At 72.9% G+C, this 20,730-nt stretch carries 21 protein-coding genes; 15 read left to right on the top strand and 6 right to left on the bottom strand.

The window, feature by feature from the left end; translation table 11 throughout:
• Positions 1-3: 3 nt before the first annotated feature.
• Positions 4-492, top strand: coding sequence for a GNAT family N-acetyltransferase (locus ACXVGS_RS10925; RefSeq protein WP_458528186.1), 489 nt, complete (start codon positions 4-6; stop codon positions 490-492).
• Between the two features lie 95 nt (positions 493-587).
• Complete coding sequence (locus ACXVGS_RS10920; protein ID WP_458528185.1) at positions 588-1,124, top strand: GNAT family N-acetyltransferase; 537 nt, start codon at positions 588-590, stop codon at positions 1,122-1,124.
• A 45-nt stretch (positions 1,125-1,169) separates the two neighbouring features.
• On the opposite strand, the gene ACXVGS_RS10915 is transcribed toward ACXVGS_RS10920, so the two are convergent.
• Entirely contained in the window at positions 1,170-1,838 is a 669-nt protein-coding gene (locus ACXVGS_RS10915; protein ID WP_458528184.1) for a potassium channel family protein, read from the bottom strand.
• 75 nt (positions 1,839-1,913) lie between these two features.
• Between ACXVGS_RS10915 and ACXVGS_RS10910 the strand changes: the two genes are divergently transcribed.
• Both ACXVGS_RS10910 and ACXVGS_RS10905 read left to right on the top strand, forming a co-directional pair.
• Positions 1,914-3,110, top strand: a complete 1,197-nt coding sequence (locus tag ACXVGS_RS10910; RefSeq protein ID WP_458531250.1) for an acetoin utilization protein AcuC — start codon at positions 1,914-1,916, stop codon at positions 3,108-3,110.
• Positions 3,111-3,337: 227 nt separating this feature from the next.
• Positions 3,338-3,538 carry a helix-turn-helix domain-containing protein gene (locus ACXVGS_RS10905; protein ID WP_141789486.1) on the top strand — a complete coding sequence of 67 codons (201 nt, stop codon included), beginning with the start codon at positions 3,338-3,340 and terminating at the stop codon, positions 3,536-3,538.
• 190 nt (positions 3,539-3,728) lie between these two features.
• Here ACXVGS_RS10905 and ACXVGS_RS10900 read toward each other — a convergent pair whose 3' ends face one another.
• Complete coding sequence (locus ACXVGS_RS10900; protein WP_458536944.1) at positions 3,729-6,980, bottom strand: M36 family metallopeptidase; 3,252 nt, start codon at positions 6,978-6,980, stop codon at positions 3,729-3,731.
• 235 nt (positions 6,981-7,215) lie between these two features.
• Between ACXVGS_RS10900 and ACXVGS_RS10895 the strand changes: the two genes are divergently transcribed.
• The 3 genes from ACXVGS_RS10895 (at position 7,216) to ACXVGS_RS10885 (ending at position 9,860) form a co-directional block, all read left to right on the top strand.
• Positions 7,216-7,314, top strand: coding sequence for a 30S ribosomal protein bS22 (locus ACXVGS_RS10895; protein ID WP_003792170.1), 99 nt, complete (start codon positions 7,216-7,218; stop codon positions 7,312-7,314).
• A 204-nt stretch (positions 7,315-7,518) separates the two neighbouring features.
• Complete coding sequence (locus tag ACXVGS_RS10890; protein ID WP_458528181.1) at positions 7,519-8,568, top strand: NAD-dependent epimerase/dehydratase family protein; 1,050 nt, start codon at positions 7,519-7,521, stop codon at positions 8,566-8,568.
• Positions 8,568-9,860, top strand: coding sequence for a 1-acyl-sn-glycerol-3-phosphate acyltransferase (locus tag ACXVGS_RS10885; RefSeq protein ID WP_458528180.1), 1,293 nt, complete (start codon positions 8,568-8,570; stop codon positions 9,858-9,860). The genes ACXVGS_RS10890 and ACXVGS_RS10885 overlap by 1 nt, the downstream gene beginning before the upstream one ends.
• A 9-nt stretch (positions 9,861-9,869) precedes the next feature.
• Here the strand turns inward: ACXVGS_RS10885 and ACXVGS_RS10880 are convergent, their stop codons facing one another.
• From ACXVGS_RS10880 to ACXVGS_RS10870, 3 genes are all read right to left on the bottom strand, one after another.
• Positions 9,870-11,102 carry a hypothetical protein gene (locus ACXVGS_RS10880; RefSeq protein ID WP_458536943.1) on the bottom strand — a complete coding sequence of 411 codons (1,233 nt, stop codon included), beginning with the start codon at positions 11,100-11,102 and terminating at the stop codon, positions 9,870-9,872.
• A 119-nt stretch (positions 11,103-11,221) separates the two neighbouring features.
• Positions 11,222-11,977, bottom strand: coding sequence for a sigma-70 family RNA polymerase sigma factor (locus ACXVGS_RS10875; RefSeq protein ID WP_458528204.1), 756 nt, complete (start codon positions 11,975-11,977; stop codon positions 11,222-11,224).
• A gap of 117 nt (positions 11,978-12,094) precedes the next feature.
• A complete protein-coding gene (locus ACXVGS_RS10870; protein ID WP_458528178.1) occupies positions 12,095-12,949 on the bottom strand; it encodes an HAD family hydrolase in 855 nt (284 codons plus the stop codon).
• Between the two features lie 54 nt (positions 12,950-13,003).
• On the opposite strand from ACXVGS_RS10870, the gene ACXVGS_RS10865 reads away from it, so the two are divergent.
• From ACXVGS_RS10865 to hemB, 6 genes are all read left to right on the top strand, one after another.
• On the top strand, positions 13,004-13,255 hold the full coding sequence (locus tag ACXVGS_RS10865; protein ID WP_458528177.1) for a glutaredoxin family protein: 252 nt from the start codon (positions 13,004-13,006) through the stop codon (positions 13,253-13,255).
• A 155-nt stretch (positions 13,256-13,410) separates the two neighbouring features.
• The gene (locus ACXVGS_RS10860) at positions 13,411-14,094 is read left to right on the top strand and encodes a redox-sensing transcriptional repressor Rex (RefSeq protein WP_458528176.1); all 684 of its coding nucleotides are present in this window, start codon (positions 13,411-13,413) and stop codon (positions 14,092-14,094) included.
• Positions 14,091-15,398 (top strand): glutamyl-tRNA reductase, encoded by a 1,308-nt coding sequence (locus ACXVGS_RS10855; protein ID WP_458528175.1) that lies wholly within the window; start codon positions 14,091-14,093, stop codon positions 15,396-15,398. Before ACXVGS_RS10860 ends, ACXVGS_RS10855 begins: the two co-directional genes overlap by 4 nt.
• Positions 15,395-16,444, top strand: a complete 1,050-nt coding sequence (gene hemC, locus ACXVGS_RS10850) for a hydroxymethylbilane synthase (RefSeq protein ID WP_458528174.1) — start codon at positions 15,395-15,397, stop codon at positions 16,442-16,444. The genes ACXVGS_RS10855 and hemC overlap by 4 nt, the downstream gene beginning before the upstream one ends.
• Positions 16,441-18,114, top strand: a complete 1,674-nt coding sequence (locus tag ACXVGS_RS10845) for a uroporphyrinogen-III synthase (protein WP_458528173.1) — start codon at positions 16,441-16,443, stop codon at positions 18,112-18,114. Before hemC ends, ACXVGS_RS10845 begins: the two co-directional genes overlap by 4 nt.
• Positions 18,114-19,088: a porphobilinogen synthase gene (gene hemB, locus ACXVGS_RS10840; RefSeq protein ID WP_458528172.1), complete on the top strand. Its 975-nt coding sequence runs from the start codon at positions 18,114-18,116 to the stop codon at positions 19,086-19,088. The genes ACXVGS_RS10845 and hemB overlap by 1 nt, the downstream gene beginning before the upstream one ends.
• A 69-nt stretch (positions 19,089-19,157) precedes the next feature.
• Here the strand turns inward: hemB and ACXVGS_RS10835 are convergent, their stop codons facing one another.
• Positions 19,158-19,706, bottom strand: a complete 549-nt coding sequence (locus ACXVGS_RS10835; RefSeq protein WP_458528171.1) for a YceI family protein — start codon at positions 19,704-19,706, stop codon at positions 19,158-19,160.
• Between the two features lie 134 nt (positions 19,707-19,840).
• Here ACXVGS_RS10835 and ACXVGS_RS10830 point away from each other — a divergent pair, with 134 nt between their 5' ends.
• Complete coding sequence (locus ACXVGS_RS10830; RefSeq protein WP_458528170.1) at positions 19,841-20,347, top strand: MarR family winged helix-turn-helix transcriptional regulator; 507 nt, start codon at positions 19,841-19,843, stop codon at positions 20,345-20,347.
• Between the two features lie 12 nt (positions 20,348-20,359).
• Positions 20,360-20,730, top strand: a 371-nt coding sequence (locus ACXVGS_RS10825) for an aminotransferase class III-fold pyridoxal phosphate-dependent enzyme (protein ID WP_458536942.1), incomplete at its 3' end; no start/stop codon positions are given.

Raw genomic sequence — 20,730 nt, 5'->3', positions numbered from 1 at the left:
GGCATGACCTCGATCGACGTGCGCCCCGTCAGCCCCGCCGACTGGCGCGCGTACCGCGACGTCCGTCTCGCGATGCTGCTCGACGCTCCGTGGGCGTTCGGTTCGACGCACGCCGACGCCCTCACCATCGACGACGACGGCTGGCGCGAGCGCGTCAGCTCCGCGGAGTACTGGCTCGCGTGGTGCGGCGGCGACCCGGTCGGCTCGGTCTGTCTGTCCGACCGCCTCGCCGAGCAGCCCGGCGAGGCCAACATCTTCGGGATGTGGGTCGACCCCACGGTCCGCGGCCGGTCCATCGGCGCCCGGCTGGTGCAGGCGGCCCTGGCGCGGGCGCGGGAGGCCGGCAAGAAGCGCGTCATCCTGCACGTCGTCGACAGCAACCCCGCGGCGCGCCGCCTCTACGAGCGGATGGGCTTCGCCGCCACGGGGCGCACCGAGCCCTACCCGCACGATCCGGACGTCCGCGAGGTCGAGATGGCCTGCGACCTCTGAGCACAGCGGGTTTCCCATGAACGGCAGGGGAGTTCAGGGTGAACTCCCGGTCGCCACCCGTCGCGTGCCCGACGAGTCCATGGGATCGTGACGTCATGTCGGACATCGCCGTGCGCACCCTCAGCGAAGACGAGTGGCAGGACTACCGCCAGGTCCGCCTGGCCGCCCTGGCGGAGTCGCCCGAGGCGTTCGTCGCCACCCACGCCGAGGAGTCCGGCTACGACGAGGACTTCTGGCGGCAGCGGATGCGCCGCTCGAGCCGCATCCTCGCCGAGCGTGAGGGCACGGTCGTCGGCGTCGTGAGCGTGGGCTCCTCCTCGGAGGAGCGCGAGGACGTCGCCGAGCTGTTCGGCCTGTGGGTCGCGCCCCAGCACCGCGGCTCCGGGGTGGCGTGGAAGCTGGTCCAGGCCGGCGCCGACCAGGCCAAGGCCGAGGGCAAGGCCCACCTCGTCTACTGGGTCGGCACCGACAACGGCCGGGGCGTGGCCTTCGCCAGCAGTTTCGGCTTCCGCACCACCGACTACCGTCGCCCGATGCGGGTGGTCAGTGAGGAAGAGGGCGCCGAGGAAATGGCCATGGTGCTGCCCCTGGGTGCCGACCCCGGGGCGGTCCCCAGCACGATGATGCGGTGACCACAGCCGGTATGCCGGGTGGCCGGCATACCGGGGAGGCTCGCGTCAGGGACGCGAGGCGAGGCGCTCGAGCAGCTCGGTGGGGCCGCTGACGATCAGCGTGTGATGGGCGGTCACCTTGGTCTCGGGGACGGCGTGGGTGAAGTCCTCGCCCGGTGCCTTGACCCCGACCACGGTGACGCCGTACTTGCTGCGGATCTGGCTCTGCGCCAGCGTGAAGCCGACCGTCTCGCGGGGCGGGGCCATCTTGACGATCGCGTAGCCGTCGTCGAACTCGATGTAGTCCAGCAGCTTGCCGTTGACCAGGTGCGCCACGCGCCGGCCCGAGTCGGCCTCCGGGCGGATGACGTGGTGCACGCCGATCCGCTGCAGGATCCGCTTGTGCTCGGGGGAGACCGCCTTGGCCCACACCGAGGGCACCCCGGCGTCGACGAGGTTGCTCGCGGCCAGGATCGAGGCCTCGATCGAGGTGCCGATGCCGACGACCGCGATGCGGAAGCTGCCGGCGCGGGTCGACTCGATCGCCGAGGGGTGGGAGGCGTCGCCCACGACGACCTTGCCGACCTTGCCGACGAACTGCTCGGCGATCGCCGGGTCCTTCTCGACCGCGAGGACCTTGTGGCCGAGCCGGTGCAGCTCCATCGCCGCGGACGCACCGAACCGGCCCAGACCGATGACCACGACGTCCTCGTCGTACAGCCGGTTCCTCGCCATCAGGGTCCTCCGCGTGCGTCTCGGTGATGCGACGCACACCCCCGCAGGGGGCATGCGCCCGGTAGCGTGCCAGTCATGCCCACACAGGCGCGCGTGATCTGGGACCAGAGTTTCACGGCATACGACTTCGGCGCCTCCCACCCCATGAACCCGCTGCGCCTCGACCTGACCGCGCGGCTATGCGACGCGTTCGGCCTCTTCTCCCGCCCGGACGTAGAGGTGGTCAGCCCGCCCGTCCCCGACGACGACCTGCTGCTCACCGTCCACGACGCCGACTACGTCGCGGCGGTGCGCCAGGCGTCGGCCGACCCTCGCTCGGCGGACTTCTCCCGGGGCCTGGGCACCGAGGACGACCCGGCGTTCACCGGGATGCACGAGAGCAGCGCCCGTGTCGCGGCCGGGTCGGTCGACGTCGCCCGCGCCGTGTGGCGTGGCGAGGCCGAGCACGGGGTGAACTTCTGCGGCGGGCTGCACCACGCCATGCGCGACCACGCCGCCGGCTTCTGCATCTACAACGACGCCGCCATCGCCATCCAGTGGCTGCTCGACCACGGCGCGGAGCGGGTCGCCTACGTCGACGTCGACGTCCACCACGGCGACGGGGTCGAGCGGATCTTCTGGGACGACCCCCGGGTCATGACCGTCTCGCTGCACGAGAGCGGCCGGATGCTCTTCCCCGGCACCGGCTTCCCCGGCGACATCGGCGGGCCCGACGCCGAGGGTTCCGCGGTCAACGTCGCACTGCCTCCGGGCACCGGCGACGCCGCCTGGCTGCGGGCGTTCCATGCCGTGGTCCCGCCGCTGCTGCGGGCGTTCCGTCCGCAGGTGCTGGTCAGCCAGCACGGGTGCGACTCACACTTCCTGGACCCCCTGGCCCACCTCGCGCTGTCCGTCGACGCCCAGCGCACGTCCTACGACAGCCTGCACCGGCTGGCCCACTCCGAGTGCGACGGCCGGTGGGTCGCCCTCGGCGGCGGGGGCTACGAGCTGGTCGACGTCGTGCCGCGCGCGTGGACCCACCTGACCGCCATCGCCGCCCACCAGCCGATCCCGCTCGACGCCGACGTGCCTGACGACTGGCGCGAGCACATCCGGATGGAGTACGCCCGGGTCGCCCCGCAGCGGATGGGTGACGGGGTTGCCGAGGGCGGCGTGATGTGGTGGCGCTCGTGGGAGGTCGGCTACGACCCGGAGGACCCGGTCGACCAGGCCGTCATGGCCACCCGCAAGGCCGTCTTCCCGCTCCACGGGCTCGACGTCTGGTTCGACTGAGCCGCCCGCGTCCGCTCCCCGGGAGGCCCCGGGTAAGCAACGGTGGGGCGAGGTGCGCAACATAACGGGTCATTCCCGGCGTGTCGGGTGGACAAGCGGCGGATATACGCTCCAAGTCGCTTCCCACGAGTCACACCAGCCCCTATCGTGACTGATGCATTGACGGGCAGGGTCGCCGGCGAGCCGGGCGGCGACAGGGTCCCGTCCCGAGGATCGAGGTGCACACCATGGCTACAGAGCGGCAGCTCTCCGAGGTGCGGTTCCTGACCGTTGCCGAGGTTGCCTCGATCATGCGTGTGTCGAAGATGACCGTCTACCGCCTGGTCCACGGTGGGGAGCTGCCGGCGGTGCGCGTCGGACGTTCCTTCCGGGTCCCGGAGGACGCGGTCCACGAGTACCTGCGGACTTCCTACATCGACACCGCGTGAACGTGAGCAACCACGGGTGAGGGCGGACCGGACCTGATCCGGGCCGCCCTCGCGCGTCTCGCGGCGTCTCAGCGCCGGAGGGGGTCGTTGGTGCCCGCGACCAGCAAGGTGCCCGGTGACGGACCACGGGGGCTGCCCGGCCGGACCCCGGACAGCCCCCGTGAGCAGGGGAGCGCGTGCGCGCGGTGCCTCAGCGGGTGTCGACCGCCGTCAGGTCGACCTTCACGCTTGCGCCGGTGTAGAGCTGGCTGAGCACGTAAACCGTGCCCGGCGGGATCGTCGCCGACTCGTCGGCCGAGGCGGTGGCCGCCGAGCCGGTGAGCTGGCAGGAGCTGTCCAGGAAGTACAGGTCCAGGTCCCATCCGGCGGGGTTGTCGCTGGTGCCCTTGACGGTCGCCGAGTGCAGCCCGTCGCCGAAGCCGGCGGGCAGCTTGCTGACCCAGCCGTCGGCGCCCTGGGAGGCCGGCGGGAAGGTGCAGGCGGTGTTCATCTCGGTGCCGGTGACGCCGAAGACGTTCTGCAGCCCGGTGGGGTCACCCGCGGCCGGGTTGTTGGCTGTGATCGTGCCCGAGTCGGTGAACGGCGGGTCGGTGGCGACCGAGCCGTTGCCGACGGTGGCCCCCGAGCCGAAGACCTCGACGTCGGCGACCTGGGCATAGGTCGAGGTGTCGCCCTGCACCGAGTCGATGAAGAACCGCACGTAGCCGGCCTTGACCGGCTTGGCCAGGGTGAACGTGGCGAAGTTCAGGTCCGGCGCTGTCGGCCGCGGCGCCTGGTAGCCGAACGCCCCTGTCCGGGCGGTCGTCCAGGTGACGCCATCGATCGACGTCTGCACGGTGAAGTCCTTCAGCGCCGAGAACCGGGAGGCGTTGGTGGCCTTGTAGGCGCTGATCCGCACCGAGGACACGGTGGCAGGGGCGGCCAGCTTCACCGTCGCCCGCTGGTCAGGACCAGCGTTGTATGCCGTGCCGGTGTCGGCCGTCGACCATACCGACGCGGCGGTGTCGTCGAAGGCGAACTTCGCCGGGCTGCCCGGGTCTTCGCTCGAGGCGGAGACCACCCGGGCGCCGGCCGCCGTCGAGGCCAGGTTGGGGGCCAGCCGGACCGTGCGGCTGGCCTTCTGCCCCGCGGTGACGGTGAGCCCTTCGATGGTCTGCACGCCGAAGCCGGGCGCCTGGATGGTCAGCGGGTAGGTGCCGGAGACCGCCTTGACGGTGAAGTCGCCGGTGGAACCGGTGCGCCCGAGCGGCGTCACGCGTGCCTCGAACCGGCCCAGGATGACCTTGGCGCCCCGGATCGGCTGGCCGGTGGTCGCGTTGACCAGGGTCAGCGCGACGGTGCCGTTGCGGGCGGCCGCTGGGTGGTCGAAGGCCGGGGTGGGGTCGACGTCGTCGCCGGTGTCCGACACCGCCGAAGCGCCGGCGCCACGCTTGGCGAACACGGACCAGATGAGGTCGGTGTCGTCGCCGTGGTAGCGGTCGAGGTCAGCCGCAAGGATCCCGTCGCGGGCGTCGAGGAACGAGGGGTCCGGGGCCGTCAGAGGCATCCCGTCGGTGACGATCCGGGCCGCGACCTCACCGCCTCGGGCTGCGCCGTACTTCGCGACCAGCGCCTTGCGCAGGTCCCACAACATCGCCGTCCAGATCTCCCCGTCGGCGTGGACCTCCGGGCCGGTCAGGTCGTAGCCGATGTCGCCGAACGTGGTGGGGTCCTGGTCGTAGTTCCAGTTGCGGATGCCGCGGGTGGCGTTGCCGGTGACGTACTGCCCCACGACCGGCTTGGTCAGCAGGCCGGCGTCGAAGCCGTGGTTCAGGGCGTACCAGTCGGACCAGCCCTCACCCATCGAGCCCGCCTGCTGCGAGCCGAGGGCCGAGCCGCCCGCGACGTAGCGGTTGGACAGGCCGTGGGTGTACTCGTGCTGGATCACCGACATGTCGAAGCTGCCGTCGGCGTAGGGCCCTTCGAACGCGTCGTTGATCGGCTCCCAGAGGAACATCCCGCTCCACGGCGGGATGCCGTCGTCGAGCGTGAGCATGTAGGCGTTGTCGCGCCCGGTGTACGTCGGCGAGCCCCCGCTGGCCGCGCCGGCCTGGACCAGCCCGAGGATCGGGTCACCGCCCTGTCCGCCGTTCGTGCCGTTGTCCACCTGGAAGTTGCCGGCCGACTCGGTGAACCCGTAGCCGTAGTACTCGTCGTGGATCCGGTTGTGCTGGAAGAACAGGTTGGTCGCCGCCGGGTTGAGGTCCTCGGCGTAGGAGGGCGGCACCGTCGCCCCGTCGGTGGCCCGCCACTGGTTGGAGTAGGCGTAGCTGAAGCTGCCCGTCGGGGAGACCGGGCGCGGCCCCTGGTCGGCCGGCACCTCGAAGTTGCTCCAGTTGGCGTACGTGTCGGCGTTGTTGCCCAAGGTGGTGATGCCCGTGCCGACCAGGCCGGTCGGGTCGACCCATCCCTTGGGTGAGGCCGTGGTCGGGCCGAACGACTGCTGTCGCGGCTGCCCGCCGTTGGCTGCCCCCGGGTAGTTGTCGTAGACGGTGCCCTGCGGGTCGGACTCGTGGTCGACCACGGACGCGCGGTAGAGGGTCTTGCCGCTGCTCGCGTCGAGAATGACCTCCCACGCCTGGTCCAGGTCCTTCACGAAGTAGACCTTGTACGCCGCGACGGCCCCCGAGCGGGTGCCGAAGGTAACCTTCTTGACGTAGGAGGGACCGGCGAACGGCCCTCGGGCGAAGCGGGTGTAGCCCGCCTGGGTGCCGTCCACGGCCGGCACGAACGCCACGCCCTTGGCGAGGGCGCCGCTCGCCGCGAGCAGGGCCTGGGTCGGCGAGAGCGACCACGAGCCGGTCACCTCGGTGCCCGGCGTGGGGTCCCCGGCGTAGGAGAGCACTTTGCCGTCCCTGGTGACCGCGACGTTGAGGCGGCCGCCGCGCGCGGCGGGCACTCCGTCATACACCTGGACGAAGTCCACCACGTGCGTGCCGGTGGTCGGCAGCTCGTGGTCGCGCACCACGGCCAGCCCGGCGACCTGCGCCGAGGTGAGCCCGAAGGCGGCCGGCTGGGAGGCGAGGAACGCCCGGGCGACGTCGACGGCGCTGCCACCCCGCGTGCCGGTGAGGTAGCCGTCGGCACGGCGCAACGACCTCAGCGTGCCGAACCGCTCGTCCCACGTGGCCCGTGCCCCGGGTCCGGCCGAGGCGAGCAGTGCCCGCGCGGCGTCCGTGGCGGCCCGGGCGGGGGCTACGGCGGAGGCGACGGTGCGCGTGTCCAGGGTCTGGTCGAGGGAGGAGGCCACGTCCCCCAGGGCCGGTACGGAGGGTGCCGAGGCGGCCGGGACGCTGGCCGCGGCCAGCGGTGCAGTGACGAGGGCGGTGCCGGCCAGGCACACCCCCAACGCGGTGAGGCGGGAGGCGCGCGTCCGCCCGCGGAAGCCAGGAATCCGTGTCACTGGTCTCTCCAGGTGTCAGGGGGTGCTGGACCCCGTTGGCACCAGAACGAGGGCCCGGCCCACCGGGTTACGCGCCGCGATTTTCCGAAGGGGTGCCCGGGACGCTAGGCTGACCCGGACTGTTCGGCGAGGTGCGGAGTACGTGCCCGGCGTCGGCACACGCACCAACCACCAATTTCGGCTGGTCCCACGCGGGTGAGCCGCGTGCGACCGGCAGGACAAGGCAAGGACAGACATGGGCTCAGTCATCAAGAAGCGCCGCAAGCGGATGGCCAAGAAGAAGCACCGCAAGCTGCTGCGCAAGACGCGTCACCAGCGTCGCAACAAGAAGTAACCGGAACACCTTCTGGTCCGAAGGCCTCCTCACCGCCCGCGGTGGGGAGGCCTTCGTCGTCCCGGTATGCCGGGCCGGCACCGACCGGGCGCGCCCACCGCCTGTGAGACATCCGACGACTTCTCCCTTTCCGGGCAGGCCTCGGTAGGATTCCGGGCACGGACGCGTCGCGTGGGCGCGAGGTCGAGGCAAGGCAGGTGAGCTGTGGCGAACGTCGTGCTCGTCACGGGCGTCTCGCGGTACCTCGGGGGGCGTTTCGCGCGCCTCCTGACGGCGCAGCCGGACATCCAGCGGGTCATCGGCGTCGACGTCATCCCGCCCCCGCACGACATCGGCACCGCGGAGTTCGTCCGGGCCGACATCCGCAACCCGATGATCGGCAAGATCATCACCCAGGCCGAGGTGGACACCGTCGTCCACATGAACGTCATCGCCACCCCGGTGACCGCGGGTGGGCGGGTCTCCCAGAAGGAGATCAATGTCATCGGCACGATGCAGCTGCTCGCCGCGTGCCAGAAGGCCCCGAGCATCTCGCGCCTCGTGGTGAAGTCCTCGGCCTCGGTCTACGGCTCCTCCCCGCGCGACCCGGCGATGTTCACCGAGGACATGGGGCCCAAGGCCCTGCCGCGCGCGGGCTTCGGCAAGGACTCGGTCGAGGTCGAGGGCTACGTGCGCGGCTTCTCGCGCCGCCGTCCCGACGTCGAGATCTCGATGCTGCGCTTCGCCAACATCATCGGGCCCGGCATCAGCACCAGCCTGACTGACTACTTCACGCTGCCGGTGGTTCCGGTCCCGCTCGGGTTCGACGCCCGGCTCCAGTTCGTCCACGAGGACGACGCCCTGCAGGCGCTGCTGCTGGCCACCACCGGCCCATCCGTGGGCATCGTCAACGTCGCCGGCGACGGCGTCATCACGGTCCAGCAGGCAGCCAGGCTGGTCGGTCGCCCGACTGTGCCGGTGCCGATCTCGGCAGGCGGCCTGCTCGGCCAGCTCGTCCGCCGGGCTGGCCTCGCCGACTTCTCCCCGGACCAGATGCAGTTCCTCGCCTTCGGGCGAGGCATGGACACCACCCGCATGCGCGAGGTGCTGCACCTCGAGCCGCGCTTCACCACGCGGGGCGCCTTCGAGGACTTCGCCCGGCACTCCGGCCCCCTGGTCCCTGGTGCCGACATGGTGGCCGCTGCGGTCGACCAGCTCGCCGGCTCCGCGGCCGGCGTCCTGTCGCACGCGCTCGGCCCGGGGAGGAAGAGCTGATGGACGACCCCAACGTCGTGCCCCTGAGGGCGACCCCGGGAGCCGAGGCCTCCGGGGCCGGCCAGGCCCGTCGCCCGCGCCCGTCGGGTGTCGACGCCCTGGCCGCGGGTGCCGCCCGGGCCAGCGGTGAGCGGGCCAAGCGGCGCAGCACCCCGCTCATCGGCGACCCCGCGGACAACGGCGCCCCGCCGGTCAAGGCCCACCGGCCCCGCCCGGTCGCCAAGCCAAGGCCCGTTGCCGCGGCGGAGGGCAAGGCCAGGACCCGCGCCAAGGGTGAGGCGCGCCGCACGGGCACGCGCCGCACCGCACCTGCGACGGCGCCAGCCCCCGAGCCCCAGCCGACCGAGGCTGCCCCGGCGGCCGACCGCATCCACGTCAGCGGGGTGGAGGAGCTGGTCCGGGCCGCCGTGAGCATCCTGCGGACCGCAGCCCAGGCCGCGGGCCTGTCCGGTGAGGAGGTCGAGCGCCAGGTGGCCGGCACGCTGGCCTTCCTGCGCCGCCGGCTGACCGGCGACTACACCGTCGACGACTTCGGCTTCGACCCCGACTTCACCGAGCACGTCTACCTGCCGTTGCTGCGCCCGCTCTACCGGTCGTGGTTCCGCGTCGAGGTGCGGGGCATCGAGAACATCCCCGCCGAGGGCGGCGCGCTGGTCGTGGCCAACCACTCCGGCACCGTGGCGCTGGACTCGCTGATGACCCAGGTGGCGGTGCACGACGAGCACCCGGCTCACCGGCATCTGCGGATGCTCGGCGCCGACCTGGTGTTCCAGACCCCCGTGGTCGGCGACCTGGCCCGCAAGAGCGGCTCGACCCTGGCCGCCAACGCCGACGCCGAGCGGCTGCTGTCCTCCGGCGAGCTGGCCGGCGTGTGGCCCGAGGGGTTCAAGGGCATCGGCAAGCCGTTCAGCGAGCGGTACAAGCTGCAGCGGTTCGGCCGGGGCGGCTTCGTCTCGGCGGCCCTGCGCACCGGCGTGCCGATCATCCCGTGCTCGATCGTCGGCGCCGAGGAGATCTACCCGATCATCGGCAACATGAAGGCCGTTGCCCGGCTGCTCGGCGCGCCCTACGCCCCGATCACGCCGACCTGGCCGCTGCTGGGGCCGCTCGGTCTGATCCCGTTGCCCAGCAAGTGGATCATCGAGTTCGGCGCCCCGGTGGAGACCGACTCCCTGGGGCCGCAGGCGGCGGACGACCCGATGCTCGTGTTCGACCTCACCGACCAGGTCCGCGAGACGATCCAGCAGACGTTGTACTCCCTGCTGATGCAGCGGCGGTCGGTCTTCTTCTGAGCCGGCGGGTCAGGGGAGCTTGGGCAGGGTGGGGGTGGTCAGTGTCTGACCGAGGCCACCCACGACGCCACCCACGGTGCCCACCACCGAACCGACCGGGTCGGGCACGGGCAGGCTGATGGAGGCGGAGCTGCCCGAGGGGCTGACCTTGACGCCGCCGGAGCCCACGCTGGCGCCACCGACGCCCGGGAGGGAGGCGCTGATGCCCCCGGAGGGCTTGCCTCCGGACGAGCTGCCGCCGACCGTGGCGCCGGGCAGCGGCACCGAGATGGAGACGCCCGGGAGGGGCGAGGCGGACACCCCGCCGCCGCCCAGGCTCACCGAGCCGGCGGACGGCACGAGCGGGGGCAGCGAGGCGGTGCCGCTCGGCAGGCCAAGGCCGCGCACCGGCGTCGTCGGGACTGCGGTGCTGGACGGCAGGGAGGGCAGTGAGGCGGGGCCGTGCCCACCGCCCGTGGTGTCCAGTGCCGAGCAGGCCGACCCGCACACCGCCACCTTGCGGGCCACCGCCTCGTCGCCGAGCTGGAGCACGGAAAGCAGCCGGTCGACCGCGGGCACGCTGGCCGCGGGAACGCGCGAGCGCAGCGCCTGGACCTGGGGCAGCGCCCGTGCGGTGAAGTCCTGGACCGCGATGAGGGCCTGCTGGTCGTGGTCGCGGTCGTACAGCGCGAGGAGGGTGCGCTGGCCGCCGAGCGTGGCGTCGTAGGCCGCGCCGAGGGCCTCGTCATAGGGGGCCGGGTCGGTGGTCCCACCGTCGGCGAGGTCGCCGGCCTCGGAGATGTGCTGCTGGGCCTGGGCGAGCAGGGTCAGCCCGCGGTCGTGCTCCGAGCCGGCGAGCTGGACCGCGGCCGTGTCGAGCAGCTGCTTGACGGGGTAGAGCGCCGTGCCGGGCAGGGCTGCACGCGAGACGACACCGACGGCCGCCGAGGCGACCAGCACGGTGGCGGCAGCACCGACCAGCACCCGCGGCAGGCCCTTGCCGATGACGAGCACCAGCGGGCCACCACCGGGGACCTGGCGAACGGCGGCCGGCCTGGCGGGGCGGGCGGGCAGCGTCTGCGCCTCAGCCCGCAGCCGCGCGCCGAGCTGCTCGACGAACTCCGGGCGCGGGGCGCACGCGGGACCGTCGAGGGTGGGGATGCGCGAGGCCGTGCCGACGAGGGCCGCGATCTCGTCGTCGGCGGCCGGAGCCCCCTCGAGTGCGCGGTGGAAGAGGTCGGCGCGGCGGCTCAGCAACGGCATACCGGCGTTCCCTCCCCTGTGGTGGTGACTGTTGAAGACTGCGGCCCCATGCGTGTGGTTCGTCCTGAGAACGACGGGTCGGGCCGGAAGTTACGCAGGCGGAGGTTCGCGCTCATCGCTCAGAGCACCTCCCCGTCCAGGGCCCGGTGCAGGGCGCGGACGGCCCGCAGCTGCAGCTGCTTGACGGCCCCCTCGGACTTGCCGATCACGGCGGCCGTCTCGGCCAGGGACAGGCCCTGCAGGAAGCGCAGCACGACGCACTCGGCCTGCTCCGGCTTGAGGTCGCGGACAGCCTCGAGCAGGCGGGTGTCGCGCAGGTGCTGGAGCACCTCGGTCTCCGGCGCGTCGACCCGACGGTCGGCGTCGAGCATGTCGGCGGTGCTGACCTCGAGGCGGAACCGCGCCGACTTGGCGTGGTCGGTGATGAGGTTGCGGGCGATGGTCACGAACCACGCCGCGATGTCGCGACCCTGCCAGGAGAAGGAGTCGATCCGGCGCAGCGCGCGCACGAACGTCTCGGAGGTGAGGTCCTCGGCCAGGTGCCGTGATCCCACGCGCACGTAGACGTAGCGGTAGACCAGGTCGACGTAGCGCTCGTAGAGCAGCCCGAACGCCTCGGCGTCGCCGCCCTGGGCCAGCTCGACGAGGGCGGCCACCCGGTCCATGTCCTCCGGGACGCCGCCTGGCTGCTGCAGCGCGGTGCCGCCCCCGCCGGGCGCCCCGCCGCCGGCCGCGGCGAGCAGGACGCGGAGGCTGTCCAGGAACGACCGCGTGGCGTCGCCCAGGCCGTGGTCGGGCAGGACCGGTATGCCGGCCGGCACCGGGGCAGGCGCAGCCCACCGCGCCGCACGGGCGCGGCCCCGGCGCGCGGGCATGCTCACGCGACCCTGCATCCTCCGGCTCACGATGGGGCAACCTCCTCGGCGGACAGTCTCCCCAAAGTCGCCCGAAATGTCAGGGGGGTCCGGCGTGAAACCCGCCTCGGGCGGCCCTCAGCGGCGCAGCCGGCGGGCCGAGGCCGCCGCGAGGGCTCCGGCCAGGGCCGTGGCCCCCGCCGCCTGGAGGCCGAGCTTGGCCGCCTTGCGCTTGGTGCGGTAGTCGCGCACCTGCCAGCCGTGGGCACGGGCGTGCTCGAGCAGCCGGGCGTCGGGGTTGATCGCGTAGGGGTGGCCCACCAGGGACAGCAGCGGGATGTCGTTGGCCGAGTCGGAGTAGGCCGAGCAGCGGGACAGGTCCAGCCCCTCCTGCTCCGCCAGGGCGCGCACCGCCACCGCCTTGGCCTCGCCGTGCAACGGCTCGCCCTCGAGGCGACCGGTGTAGAGGCCGTCCTCGGTCTCCGCCACCGTGCCGAGCGCGCCGGACAGGCCGAGCCGCCGGGCGATGACCTCGGCGACCTCGATCGGCGTGGCCGTGACCAGCCAGACCCGCTGCCCGGAGTCGAGGTGCATCTGCGCCAGGGCGTGCGTGCCGGGCCAGATCTTCTCGCCCATCACCTCGTCGTAGATCTCCTCGCCGATCTCGGTCAGCTCGGTGACCGAGTGGCCGGCGACGTAGCCCAGGCCCTGCTCGCGGATCTTGGCGACGTGGTCGAGGTTCTCCCCGACGGCGAGGAACCACGCCTGCTTCCACAGCATCGCGGCGATGTCGCGGGCGCCGAAGAACTTGCGCCGGTAGAGGCCCTTGGCGAGGTGGAAGACGCTCGCGCCACGCAGCAGCGTGTTGTCGAGGTCGAAGAACGCGGCGGCGGTCGGGTCCACCGGCACCGCCAGGGCGTGGTCGAGGCCATCCGGCAGGTGGACAGCAGCGGCGACGGTCTCGTGCTCGTCGGGCCCCGCCGGCAGCTCCATGACACCAGCCTAGACCGGGCCGGAGGGGGCGGCCGCGCGGCATACAGTGGTGAGGTGCCTGCCACCCCCGCACCGCGCATCACCCTGATCGGCAAGCCGGGCTGCCACCTGTGCGACGACGCCCGCGAGGTCATCTCCCGGGTGGCCGACGATCTCGGCGTCGGCTGGCAGGAGTGGTCGGTGCTCGAGGACGAGGAGCTCCTCGCGGAGTACGCCGAGCAGATCCCGGTCACGCTCGTGGACGGCCGCCAGCACGACTTCTGGAGGGTCGACGAGCGGCGCCTGCGCGCCGCGCTCGGGGGCTGAGCCGCGCATTGTCGGTGACATCGCTCACCTACCAGACGGCGGGGTCGGTTCGCGACTTTGTGCGTGTGTTCACAAAGACCTACCCTGAGGTGAACCCACGCGCTCCAGTCCGGCCTTGTGACGTCCGGACCTGTACGGAAGGAGCCGGTGCGACAGTGACCGCCGACCCCGCAGCCCGTCGAGGAATCCCCGACGCGACAGTTGCCCGGCTACCTGAGTACCTGCGTGCCCTGACGGACCTCGCCGAGCGAGGCATCACCTCCGTCTCCTCCGAGGAGCTCGCGACCGCGGCAGGGGTGCGTTCGGCCAAGCTGCGCAAGGACCTCTCCCACCTCGGCTCGTACGGCGTGCGCGGGGTCGGCTACGAGGTCGACCTGCTCGCCTACGAGATCTCCCGTGAGCTCGGCCTGACCCAGGACTGGCCCGTGGCCATCGTCGGGCTGGGCAACCTCGGGCACGCCCTGGCCAACTACTCCGGCTTCGTCACCCGCGGCTTCCGCGTCGTCGCGCTGCTGGACCACGACCCTGACATCGTCGGCCAGCACATCGCCGGGGTGGCTGTCCGCCCGATGGACGACCTCGAGCGGGTCGCCGAGGTGGACGGCATCGCCATCGGCGTCATCGCCACCCCGGCCGCCTCCGCGCAGGGCGTCTGTGACCGCCTCGTCGCCGCAGGCGTGCGCTCGATCCTCAACTTCGCCCCCTGCGTGCTGTCGGTGCCCCACGGCGTCGACGTGCGCAAGGTCGACCTGTCCATGGAGCTGCAGATCCTCGCCTTCCACGAGCAGCGCAAGGCCCTCGCCGCCCGCCGCACCCCGCTGCGCGAGGTGATCCGGTGAGCGTCGTCGTCCTGGGCCTCTCGCACCGCACGGCCCCCATCCCGGTGCTGGAGTCGGTCTCCCTCGACGCCGAGGGCGTGGCCGCGCTGGCCCGCACCGTCCGGGCCGGGGAGAGCGTGCACGAGGCCGTCGTGGTCTCCACCTGCAACCGGCTCGAGGTCTACGCCGAGGCCGCGACCTTCCACGGTGCAGTCAACGAGATCGGCGAGGCGCTCGCCGCCAGCTCGGGTGTGCCGCTGGGCGACCTGCGTGAGCACCTCTACGTCCACTACGAGGACCGGGCCATCGCCCACGCGTTCACGGTCGCCTGCGGGCTCGACTCGATGGCGGTCGGCGAGGGGCAGATCCTCGGCCAGCTGCGCGAGGCCCTGCGCACCGCCCAGGCCGACGGCCAGGCCGGCGGCACCCTCGCCTCGCTGTTCCAGCAGGCGCTGCGGGTCGGCAAGCGGGCCCACTCCGAGACCGAGCTGGACACCGTCAGCGTGTCCCTGGTCGAGGCCGGGCTGGCCCGGGCGGCGCGCGCCCTCGGGCCGCTGGAGCAGACGCGGGTCCTCGTCGTCGGCGCCGGCTCGATGAGCAGCCTCGCCGCGACGACCGTCGCCCGCGGCGGCGCCGGTGACCTGGTGGTCATCAACCGCACCCGCAGCAAGGCCCAGCGGCTGGCCACCAGCACCGGCGGGCGGTCCCTGCCGTTCGAGGACCTGCAGCAGGCGCTGCGCGAGGCCGACCTGGTCATCTCGTGCACCGGTGCCGTGGGCCACGTGCTCACCGCGGACATGGTTGCCCGCGCCGCCATCGACCGGGCCGGTCGCCCGCAGGTGCTCGTGGACCTCGCCCTGCCGCGGGACGTCGACCCGCGTGCCGCCGAGGTCGAGGCCGTCGACGTCGTCGGGCTCGAGGAGCTCGGCGCCGACCTCGCCCCGGGGCAGGTGAGCCCGCAGCTGCAGCAGGTCCAGGACCTCGTGACCGCCGAGGTCGCCGCCTACCTCACCGGCCGCCGCGCCCAGGCCGTGGCACCCACCGTCGCCGCCCTGCGCTCCCGCGCCGCCGACGTCGTGGCCGCCGAGCTGTCCCGCCTCGAGCAGCGGCTGCCCCAGCTGGACGAGACCACCCGCGGCGAGGTCCAGCTGGCAGTGCACCGCGTCGTCGAGAAGCTCCTCCACGCGCCGACGGTGCGGGTCAAGGAGCTGGCCGGCGAGGGCCAGGGTGGCGACTACGCCCAGGCCCTGCGCGAGCTGTTCGACCTCGACCCGCACGACGTCGCGGCCGTCTCCGTGCCGCCCGAGGGGAGTGGTCTGGCGTGACCCGCCTGCGCCTGGGCACCCGCCGCTCGGCCCTCGCGACCACCCAGTCCGGGTGGGTCGCCGACCAGCTGCGCGCCCTCGGCCATGAGGTCGAGCTGGTCGAGATCACCACGTTCGGTGACACCTCCACCCAGCCGCTGTCCGCGATCGGCGGCACCGGCGTCTTCGCCGCGGCCATCCGCCAGGCGCTGCTGGCCGGTGAGGTCGACCTGGCCGTGCACTCGCTCAAGGACCTGCCCGTCGCCCCCGAGCCGGGCCTGACCGTGGCCGCGGTGACGCGCCGGGAGGACCCCCGCGACGCGCTGGTCGCCCGCGACGGCCTCACGCTCGGCGAGCTGCCGGCCGGCGCCGTGGTCGGCACGGGGTCCCCGCGCCGGGCGGCCCAGATCGCGGCCCTGGGCCTGGGCCTGGACGTCCGCGCCATCCGCGGCAACGTCGACACCCGCCTCCGCCTCGTGCACGACGGCAAGGTCGACGCGGTGGTCCTCGCCGCCGCCGGTCTGGCCCGTCTCGGCCGCCTCGACGAGGTGACCGAGCTGATCGACCCGCTGCAGATGCTGCCCGCCCCCGGGCAGGGTGCCCTCGCCGTCGAGGTGCGCAGCGACGACCCGCAGGCCACCGCGGCCGTGCGCCCCCTCGACGACGCCGACACCCGGGCCTCGGTCACCGCGGAGCGCGCCCTGCTCGCGGCACTCGAGGCCGGCTGCACCGCACCGATCGGCGCCCTCGCCGAGGTCGTCGAGGGAATGGACGGAGCCGAGCTGTCCGTGCGAGCCTTCGTGGGCAGCGAGGACGGAGCCGCCGAGCTGCGCCGCTCGGTCACCGGCCCGGTGCCCGAGGCCGAGCGTCTCGGCCGCGAGCTGGCCGCCGTCCTGCTCGAGGACGGAGCCCGCGACATCGTCACGGTCGGCCTGGGGCCGGCCGTCAGTGAGGACCGACCACCCGACCCAGGCAGGGCGGGAGACCACGACCCCCAGCACGTGGCCGACCGCCCCCACGACCCCGCCGACCGCCCAGACCCGACCGCTCCGGAGCGTGCCCTGTGAGCCCCACGCGCTCAACCCCCAGCAACACCCAGACGACCGCCACCACGACCAGCCGCACCAGCAAGCCCCTGGGCCGGGTCGCGTTCGTCGGTGCCGGTCCCGGCGACCCCGGCCTGCTGACGCAGCGTGCCGCCGAGTACCTCGCCGCCGCCGACGTCGTCGTGATCGACCAGGTGGCCCGCGAGGACTTCATCGCGCCGTTCGTCCGCGAGGGCGTGGAGGTCGTCGACGCCGGCCACGGCGAGCACGGCCAGCCGCTGACCCACGCCTCCCGAGCCAAGCTCGTGGTCAAGGCCGCCAGGTCCGCCGGCGCCGCGGGCGGTCACACCGGCCTCGTCGTGCGCCTCATGGACGGCGACCCGGCCACCTTCAACGGCCTGGCCGAGGAGGCCCTGGCCTGCCGCAAGGCCGGCATCGGCTTCGAGGTCGTCCCGGGTGTCAGTGCCGTCAGCGCCGTGCCCACGTATGCCGGGGTGCCGCTGACGTCCGCGTCGTCACCGACGCTGCACGTCGTCTCCGGCGACAACACCAAGGTCGACTGGGCCCGCTCCACCGGCACGGACGTCACCGTGGTCGTGCTCGGGACGCCGGAGTCCCTGGCCCGGGGCCTGGCCGACCTGCTGACCGCCGGCCGCGACCCGGAGACGCCGGTCGCCCTGACCGAGCGCGGCACCACGATCACCCAGCGCACCCACACCACGACGCTGGGCTCGGTCGCCGCGACGATGAAGTCGGCCAAGGTCGAGTTCCCGACCCTCGCCGTCGTCGGCGCCACGGTCGCCCTGCGTGAGCAGCTGTCGTGGTTCGAGACCAAGCCGCTGTTCGGCTGGAACATCCTCGTGCCGCGCACGAAGGACCAGGCCGGCCCGATGACCGACCGGCTCGCCTCCTACGGCGCGACCAGCGACGTCGTCCCCACGATCAGCGTCGAGCCGCCGCGCACGCCGCAGCAGATGGAGCGCGCGATCAAGGGCCTGGTCACCGGCCGCTACGAGTGGATCGGCTTCACCTCCGTCAACGCGGTGCGCGCGGTCAAGGAGAAGTTCGCCGAGTTCGGCCTCGACGCCCGCGCGTTCGCCGGACTGAAGATCGCCGCCGTCGGCGGGGTCACCGCCGCGGCGCTGCGCGAGTGGGGCCTGCAGCCTGACCTGGTGCCCTCCGGTGAGCAGTCGGCCCAGGGCCTGCTTGCCGAGTGGCCGCCGTTCGACGAGGTCCTCGACCCGATCAACCGCGTCTTCCTGCCCCGCGCCGACATCGCCACGGACACCCTGGTCGCCGGCCTGGAGGAGATGGGCTGGGAGGTCGATGACGTGACGGCCTACCGGACCGTGCGCGCCGCCCCGCCGGCGGCACCGGTGCGCGAGGCGATCAAGACCGGCAAGTTCGACGCGGTCGTGTTCACCTCCAGCTCCACCGTGCGCAACCTCGTCGGCATCGCCGGCAAGCCGCACGCCGCGACCGTCGTGGCCTGCATCGGCCCGGCCACCGCCAAGACCGCCGAGGAGCATGGCCTGCGGGTCGACGTCCTCGCGGCCGAGGCCTCGGCCGAGTCCCTCGTCGACGCGCTGGCCGAGTACGGCCTGGGCCTGGCCCTCGCCGCCACCGAGGCCGGGGAGCCGGTCGTGCGGCCCAGCGCCCGGAAGGCCTCCTCGCGCCGCAAGGCCAAGTGATGGGCTTCCCCGCCCAGCGTCCCCGCCGGCTGCGGCAGAGCCCGGCCGTGCGCCGGCTCGTGTCGGAGACGCGGCTGCACCCGGCCGACCTCATCCTGCCGATGTTCGTGCGGGAGGGGGCGGCCGAGCCGCTGCCGATCAGGTCGATGCCGGGCGTGGTCCAGCACTCCCTGGACTCGCTGGAGAAGGCCGCCGTCGAGGCGGTCGAGACCGGCGTCGGCGGGCTGATGCTCTTCGGCGTGCCGTCCACCCGCGACGCGGTCGGCTCCGGCGCCGACGACCCGGAGGGCATCCTCAACGTCGGCCTCCGCCGGCTGCGGGACGCCGTCGGCGACGACACCGTCGTCATGGCCGACCTGTGCCTGGACGAGTTCACCGACCACGGCCACTGCGGGGTCCTCGACGCCGCCGGCCGGGTGGACAACGACGCGACGCTCGAGCGCTACGCAGCGATGGGCCTGGCCCAGGTCGAGGCCGGGGCGCACCTGCTGGGTCTGTCCGGGATGATGGACGGCCAGGTCGGCCACGTCCGGGCCGCCCTCGACGCGGCGGGGCACACCGACACGATCCTGCTGGCCTACGCCGCCAAGTACGCCTCGGGCTTCTTCGGCCCGTTCCGCGACGCGGTGGAGTCGGCCCTGGAGGGCGACCGGACGGCATACCAGCAGGACCCGGGCAACGCCGTGGAGGCGCTGCGCGAGGTGCGCCTGGACATCGCCGAGGGCGCGGACATGGTCATGGTCAAGCCCGCGCTGCCCTACCTGGACATCGTCTCGGCCGTCGCGGCCGAGTCGGAGGTGCCGGTCAGCGCCTACCAGGTCTCCGGGGAGTACGCCATGGTCGAGGCCGCCGCGGCGGCCGGGATGATCGACCGCGAGCGGGTGATGATGGAGTCGCTCACCGCGATCCGCCGTGCCGGCGCGCAGAACATCCTCACCTACTACGCCGTCGAGGCCGCCCGCGCGCTGCGCTGAGCCGCCACGGCATGACGAAGGGCCGCACCCGGAGGCGTGGGTGCGGCCCTTCGTCATGTGGCGGTGGGGTCAGACGGTCGCCGGGACCTGGGCGGCGACGAGCTGGATGTCGAGGTTGATCTTGACCTTGTCGCTGACGAGGACGCCGCCGCCCTCGATCGCGGCGTTCCAGGTCAGGCCGAAGTCCTTGCGGTTGATCTCCGCGGAGGCCTCGAAGCCGGCGCGGGTACCGCCCCACGGGTCCTTGGCCACGCCGTTGAAGCTGAGGTCGAAGACGACGTGCTGGGTGACGCCCTTGATGGTGAGGTCGCCCTCGAGGGTGTCGGGGGTGACCTTGGTGCTGCGGAAAGTCATCTCCGGGTTGTTCTCGACGTCGAAGAAGTCGGCCGAGCGCAGGTGGCCGTCACGGTCGGGGCTGCCGGTCTCGACCGAGGCGAGCTGAACGGTGGCCTCGACCGAGGAGTCCTCGAGCTGCTCGCCGACGGTGACCGTTGCCCGGAAGTCCTTGAACTGGCCGCGGACCTTGGTGACCATCAGGTGACGGGCCACGAAGCCCAGCTCGCTGTGCGAGGCGTCGACGTCCCAGGTGCCGGGGGTGAGGTCGGAGAAGGTGGTCATCGAGATACTCCTTGGGTGATTGCGGGTGGTGTCACGTCCCAGGCCGGTTGTGGAAGGTCTGCCTGTGGCGTCCTGTTGTCGACTGTACGCCGATTAAGTTTAATCTTCAACCACTGAACGGTAAACTACATTCCATGAGCACTGACCTGACCGCACCGCGCTGGCTCGACGAGGAGGAGCAGCAGGCGTGGCGCTCCTACCTACGTGCGACCCGGCTCCTCGAGGTGGCCCTCGACCGTGACCTGCTCGCGCACGGGGTGCAGCTGAGCGAGTACGAGATCATGTCGATGCTCAGCGAGAACCCGCGCCGGCGGCTGCGCATGTCCGAGATCGCCAGCCTGGTGGTGCAGTCGCGCAGCCGGCTCACGCACACCGCCTCCCGGCTGGAGAAGCGGGGCTTCGTGCGCCGTGAGCCGTGCGAGGGCGACCGCCGCGGCGTCGAGCTCGTCCTCACCGACGAGGGGTATGCCGCGGTGCGGGCCATCGCACCGCTGCACGTCGCGAGCGTGCGGGCTGCGCTGACCGACCACCTCACGCGCGCCCAGCTGCTCGCGCTGGGCACGGCGATGCAGGCCATCGCCGACGGCATCGAGGCCACCGGGGCCTGCGAGGAGGTGGCCGAGGGGGTCCTGCCGGCCTGAGACAATCGGGGCATGACGGCATACCCCTTCGAGGCCCCCGAGTCCCAGGCCCTGCTCGAGCGCGCGGCCCGCGTCACGCCCGGCGGCGTGAACAGCCCGGTCCGCGCCTTCCGTGCTGTGGGTGGCACGCCGCGGTTCATGGCGAGCGCGCAGGGGCCCTGGCTGCGGGACGTCGACGGCCGGGAGTACGTCGACCTGGTCTGCTCCTGGGGGCCGATGATCCTCGGCCACGCCCACCCGAGCGTGATGGCGGCCGTGCAGGAGGCGGCGACCAAGGGGTTCAGCTTCGGCACGCCGAGCGAGAACGAGGTGGCCCTGGCCGAGGAGATCGTCGCGCGGGTCGAGCCGGTCGAGCAGGTGCGCCTGGTCAGCAGCGGCACCGA

It is taken from the genome of Oryzihumus sp., from assembly GCF_054325275.1.
Note: the sequence above shows the minus strand (reverse complement) of the source record. Positions and strands in the feature narration are given on the sequence as shown.

Bases quoted from the DNA above. Each gene is read 5' to 3' on its own strand.
- ACXVGS_RS10880 (WP_458536943.1), bottom strand. From the start codon at position 11,102: ATGCCGTTGCTGAGCCGCCGCGCCGACCTCTTCCACCGCGCACTCGAG.
- ACXVGS_RS10905 (WP_141789486.1), top strand. From the start codon at position 3,338: ATGGCTACAGAGCGGCAGCTCTCCGAGGTGCGGTTCCTGACCGTTGCC.
- ACXVGS_RS10885 (WP_458528180.1), top strand. From the start codon at position 8,568: ATGGACGACCCCAACGTCGTGCCCCTGAGGGCGACCCCGGGAGCCGAG.
- ACXVGS_RS10835 (WP_458528171.1), bottom strand. From the start codon at position 19,706: ATGACCACCTTCTCCGACCTCACCCCCGGCACCTGGGACGTCGACGCC.
- ACXVGS_RS10910 (WP_458531250.1), top strand. From the start codon at position 1,914: ATGCCCACACAGGCGCGCGTGATCTGGGACCAGAGTTTCACGGCATAC.
- ACXVGS_RS10830 (WP_458528170.1), top strand. From the start codon at position 19,841: ATGAGCACTGACCTGACCGCACCGCGCTGGCTCGACGAGGAGGAGCAG.
- ACXVGS_RS10925 (WP_458528186.1), top strand. From the start codon at position 4: ATGACCTCGATCGACGTGCGCCCCGTCAGCCCCGCCGACTGGCGCGCG.
- ACXVGS_RS10920 (WP_458528185.1), top strand. From the start codon at position 588: ATGTCGGACATCGCCGTGCGCACCCTCAGCGAAGACGAGTGGCAGGAC.
- hemB (WP_458528172.1), top strand. From the start codon at position 18,114: ATGGGCTTCCCCGCCCAGCGTCCCCGCCGGCTGCGGCAGAGCCCGGCC.
- ACXVGS_RS10875 (WP_458528204.1), bottom strand. From the start codon at position 11,977: ATGCCCGCGCGCCGGGGCCGCGCCCGTGCGGCGCGGTGGGCTGCGCCT.
- ACXVGS_RS10870 (WP_458528178.1), bottom strand. From the start codon at position 12,949: ATGGAGCTGCCGGCGGGGCCCGACGAGCACGAGACCGTCGCCGCTGCT.
- ACXVGS_RS10915 (WP_458528184.1), bottom strand. From the start codon at position 1,838: ATGGCGAGGAACCGGCTGTACGACGAGGACGTCGTGGTCATCGGTCTG.
- ACXVGS_RS10895 (WP_003792170.1), top strand. From the start codon at position 7,216: ATGGGCTCAGTCATCAAGAAGCGCCGCAAGCGGATGGCCAAGAAGAAG.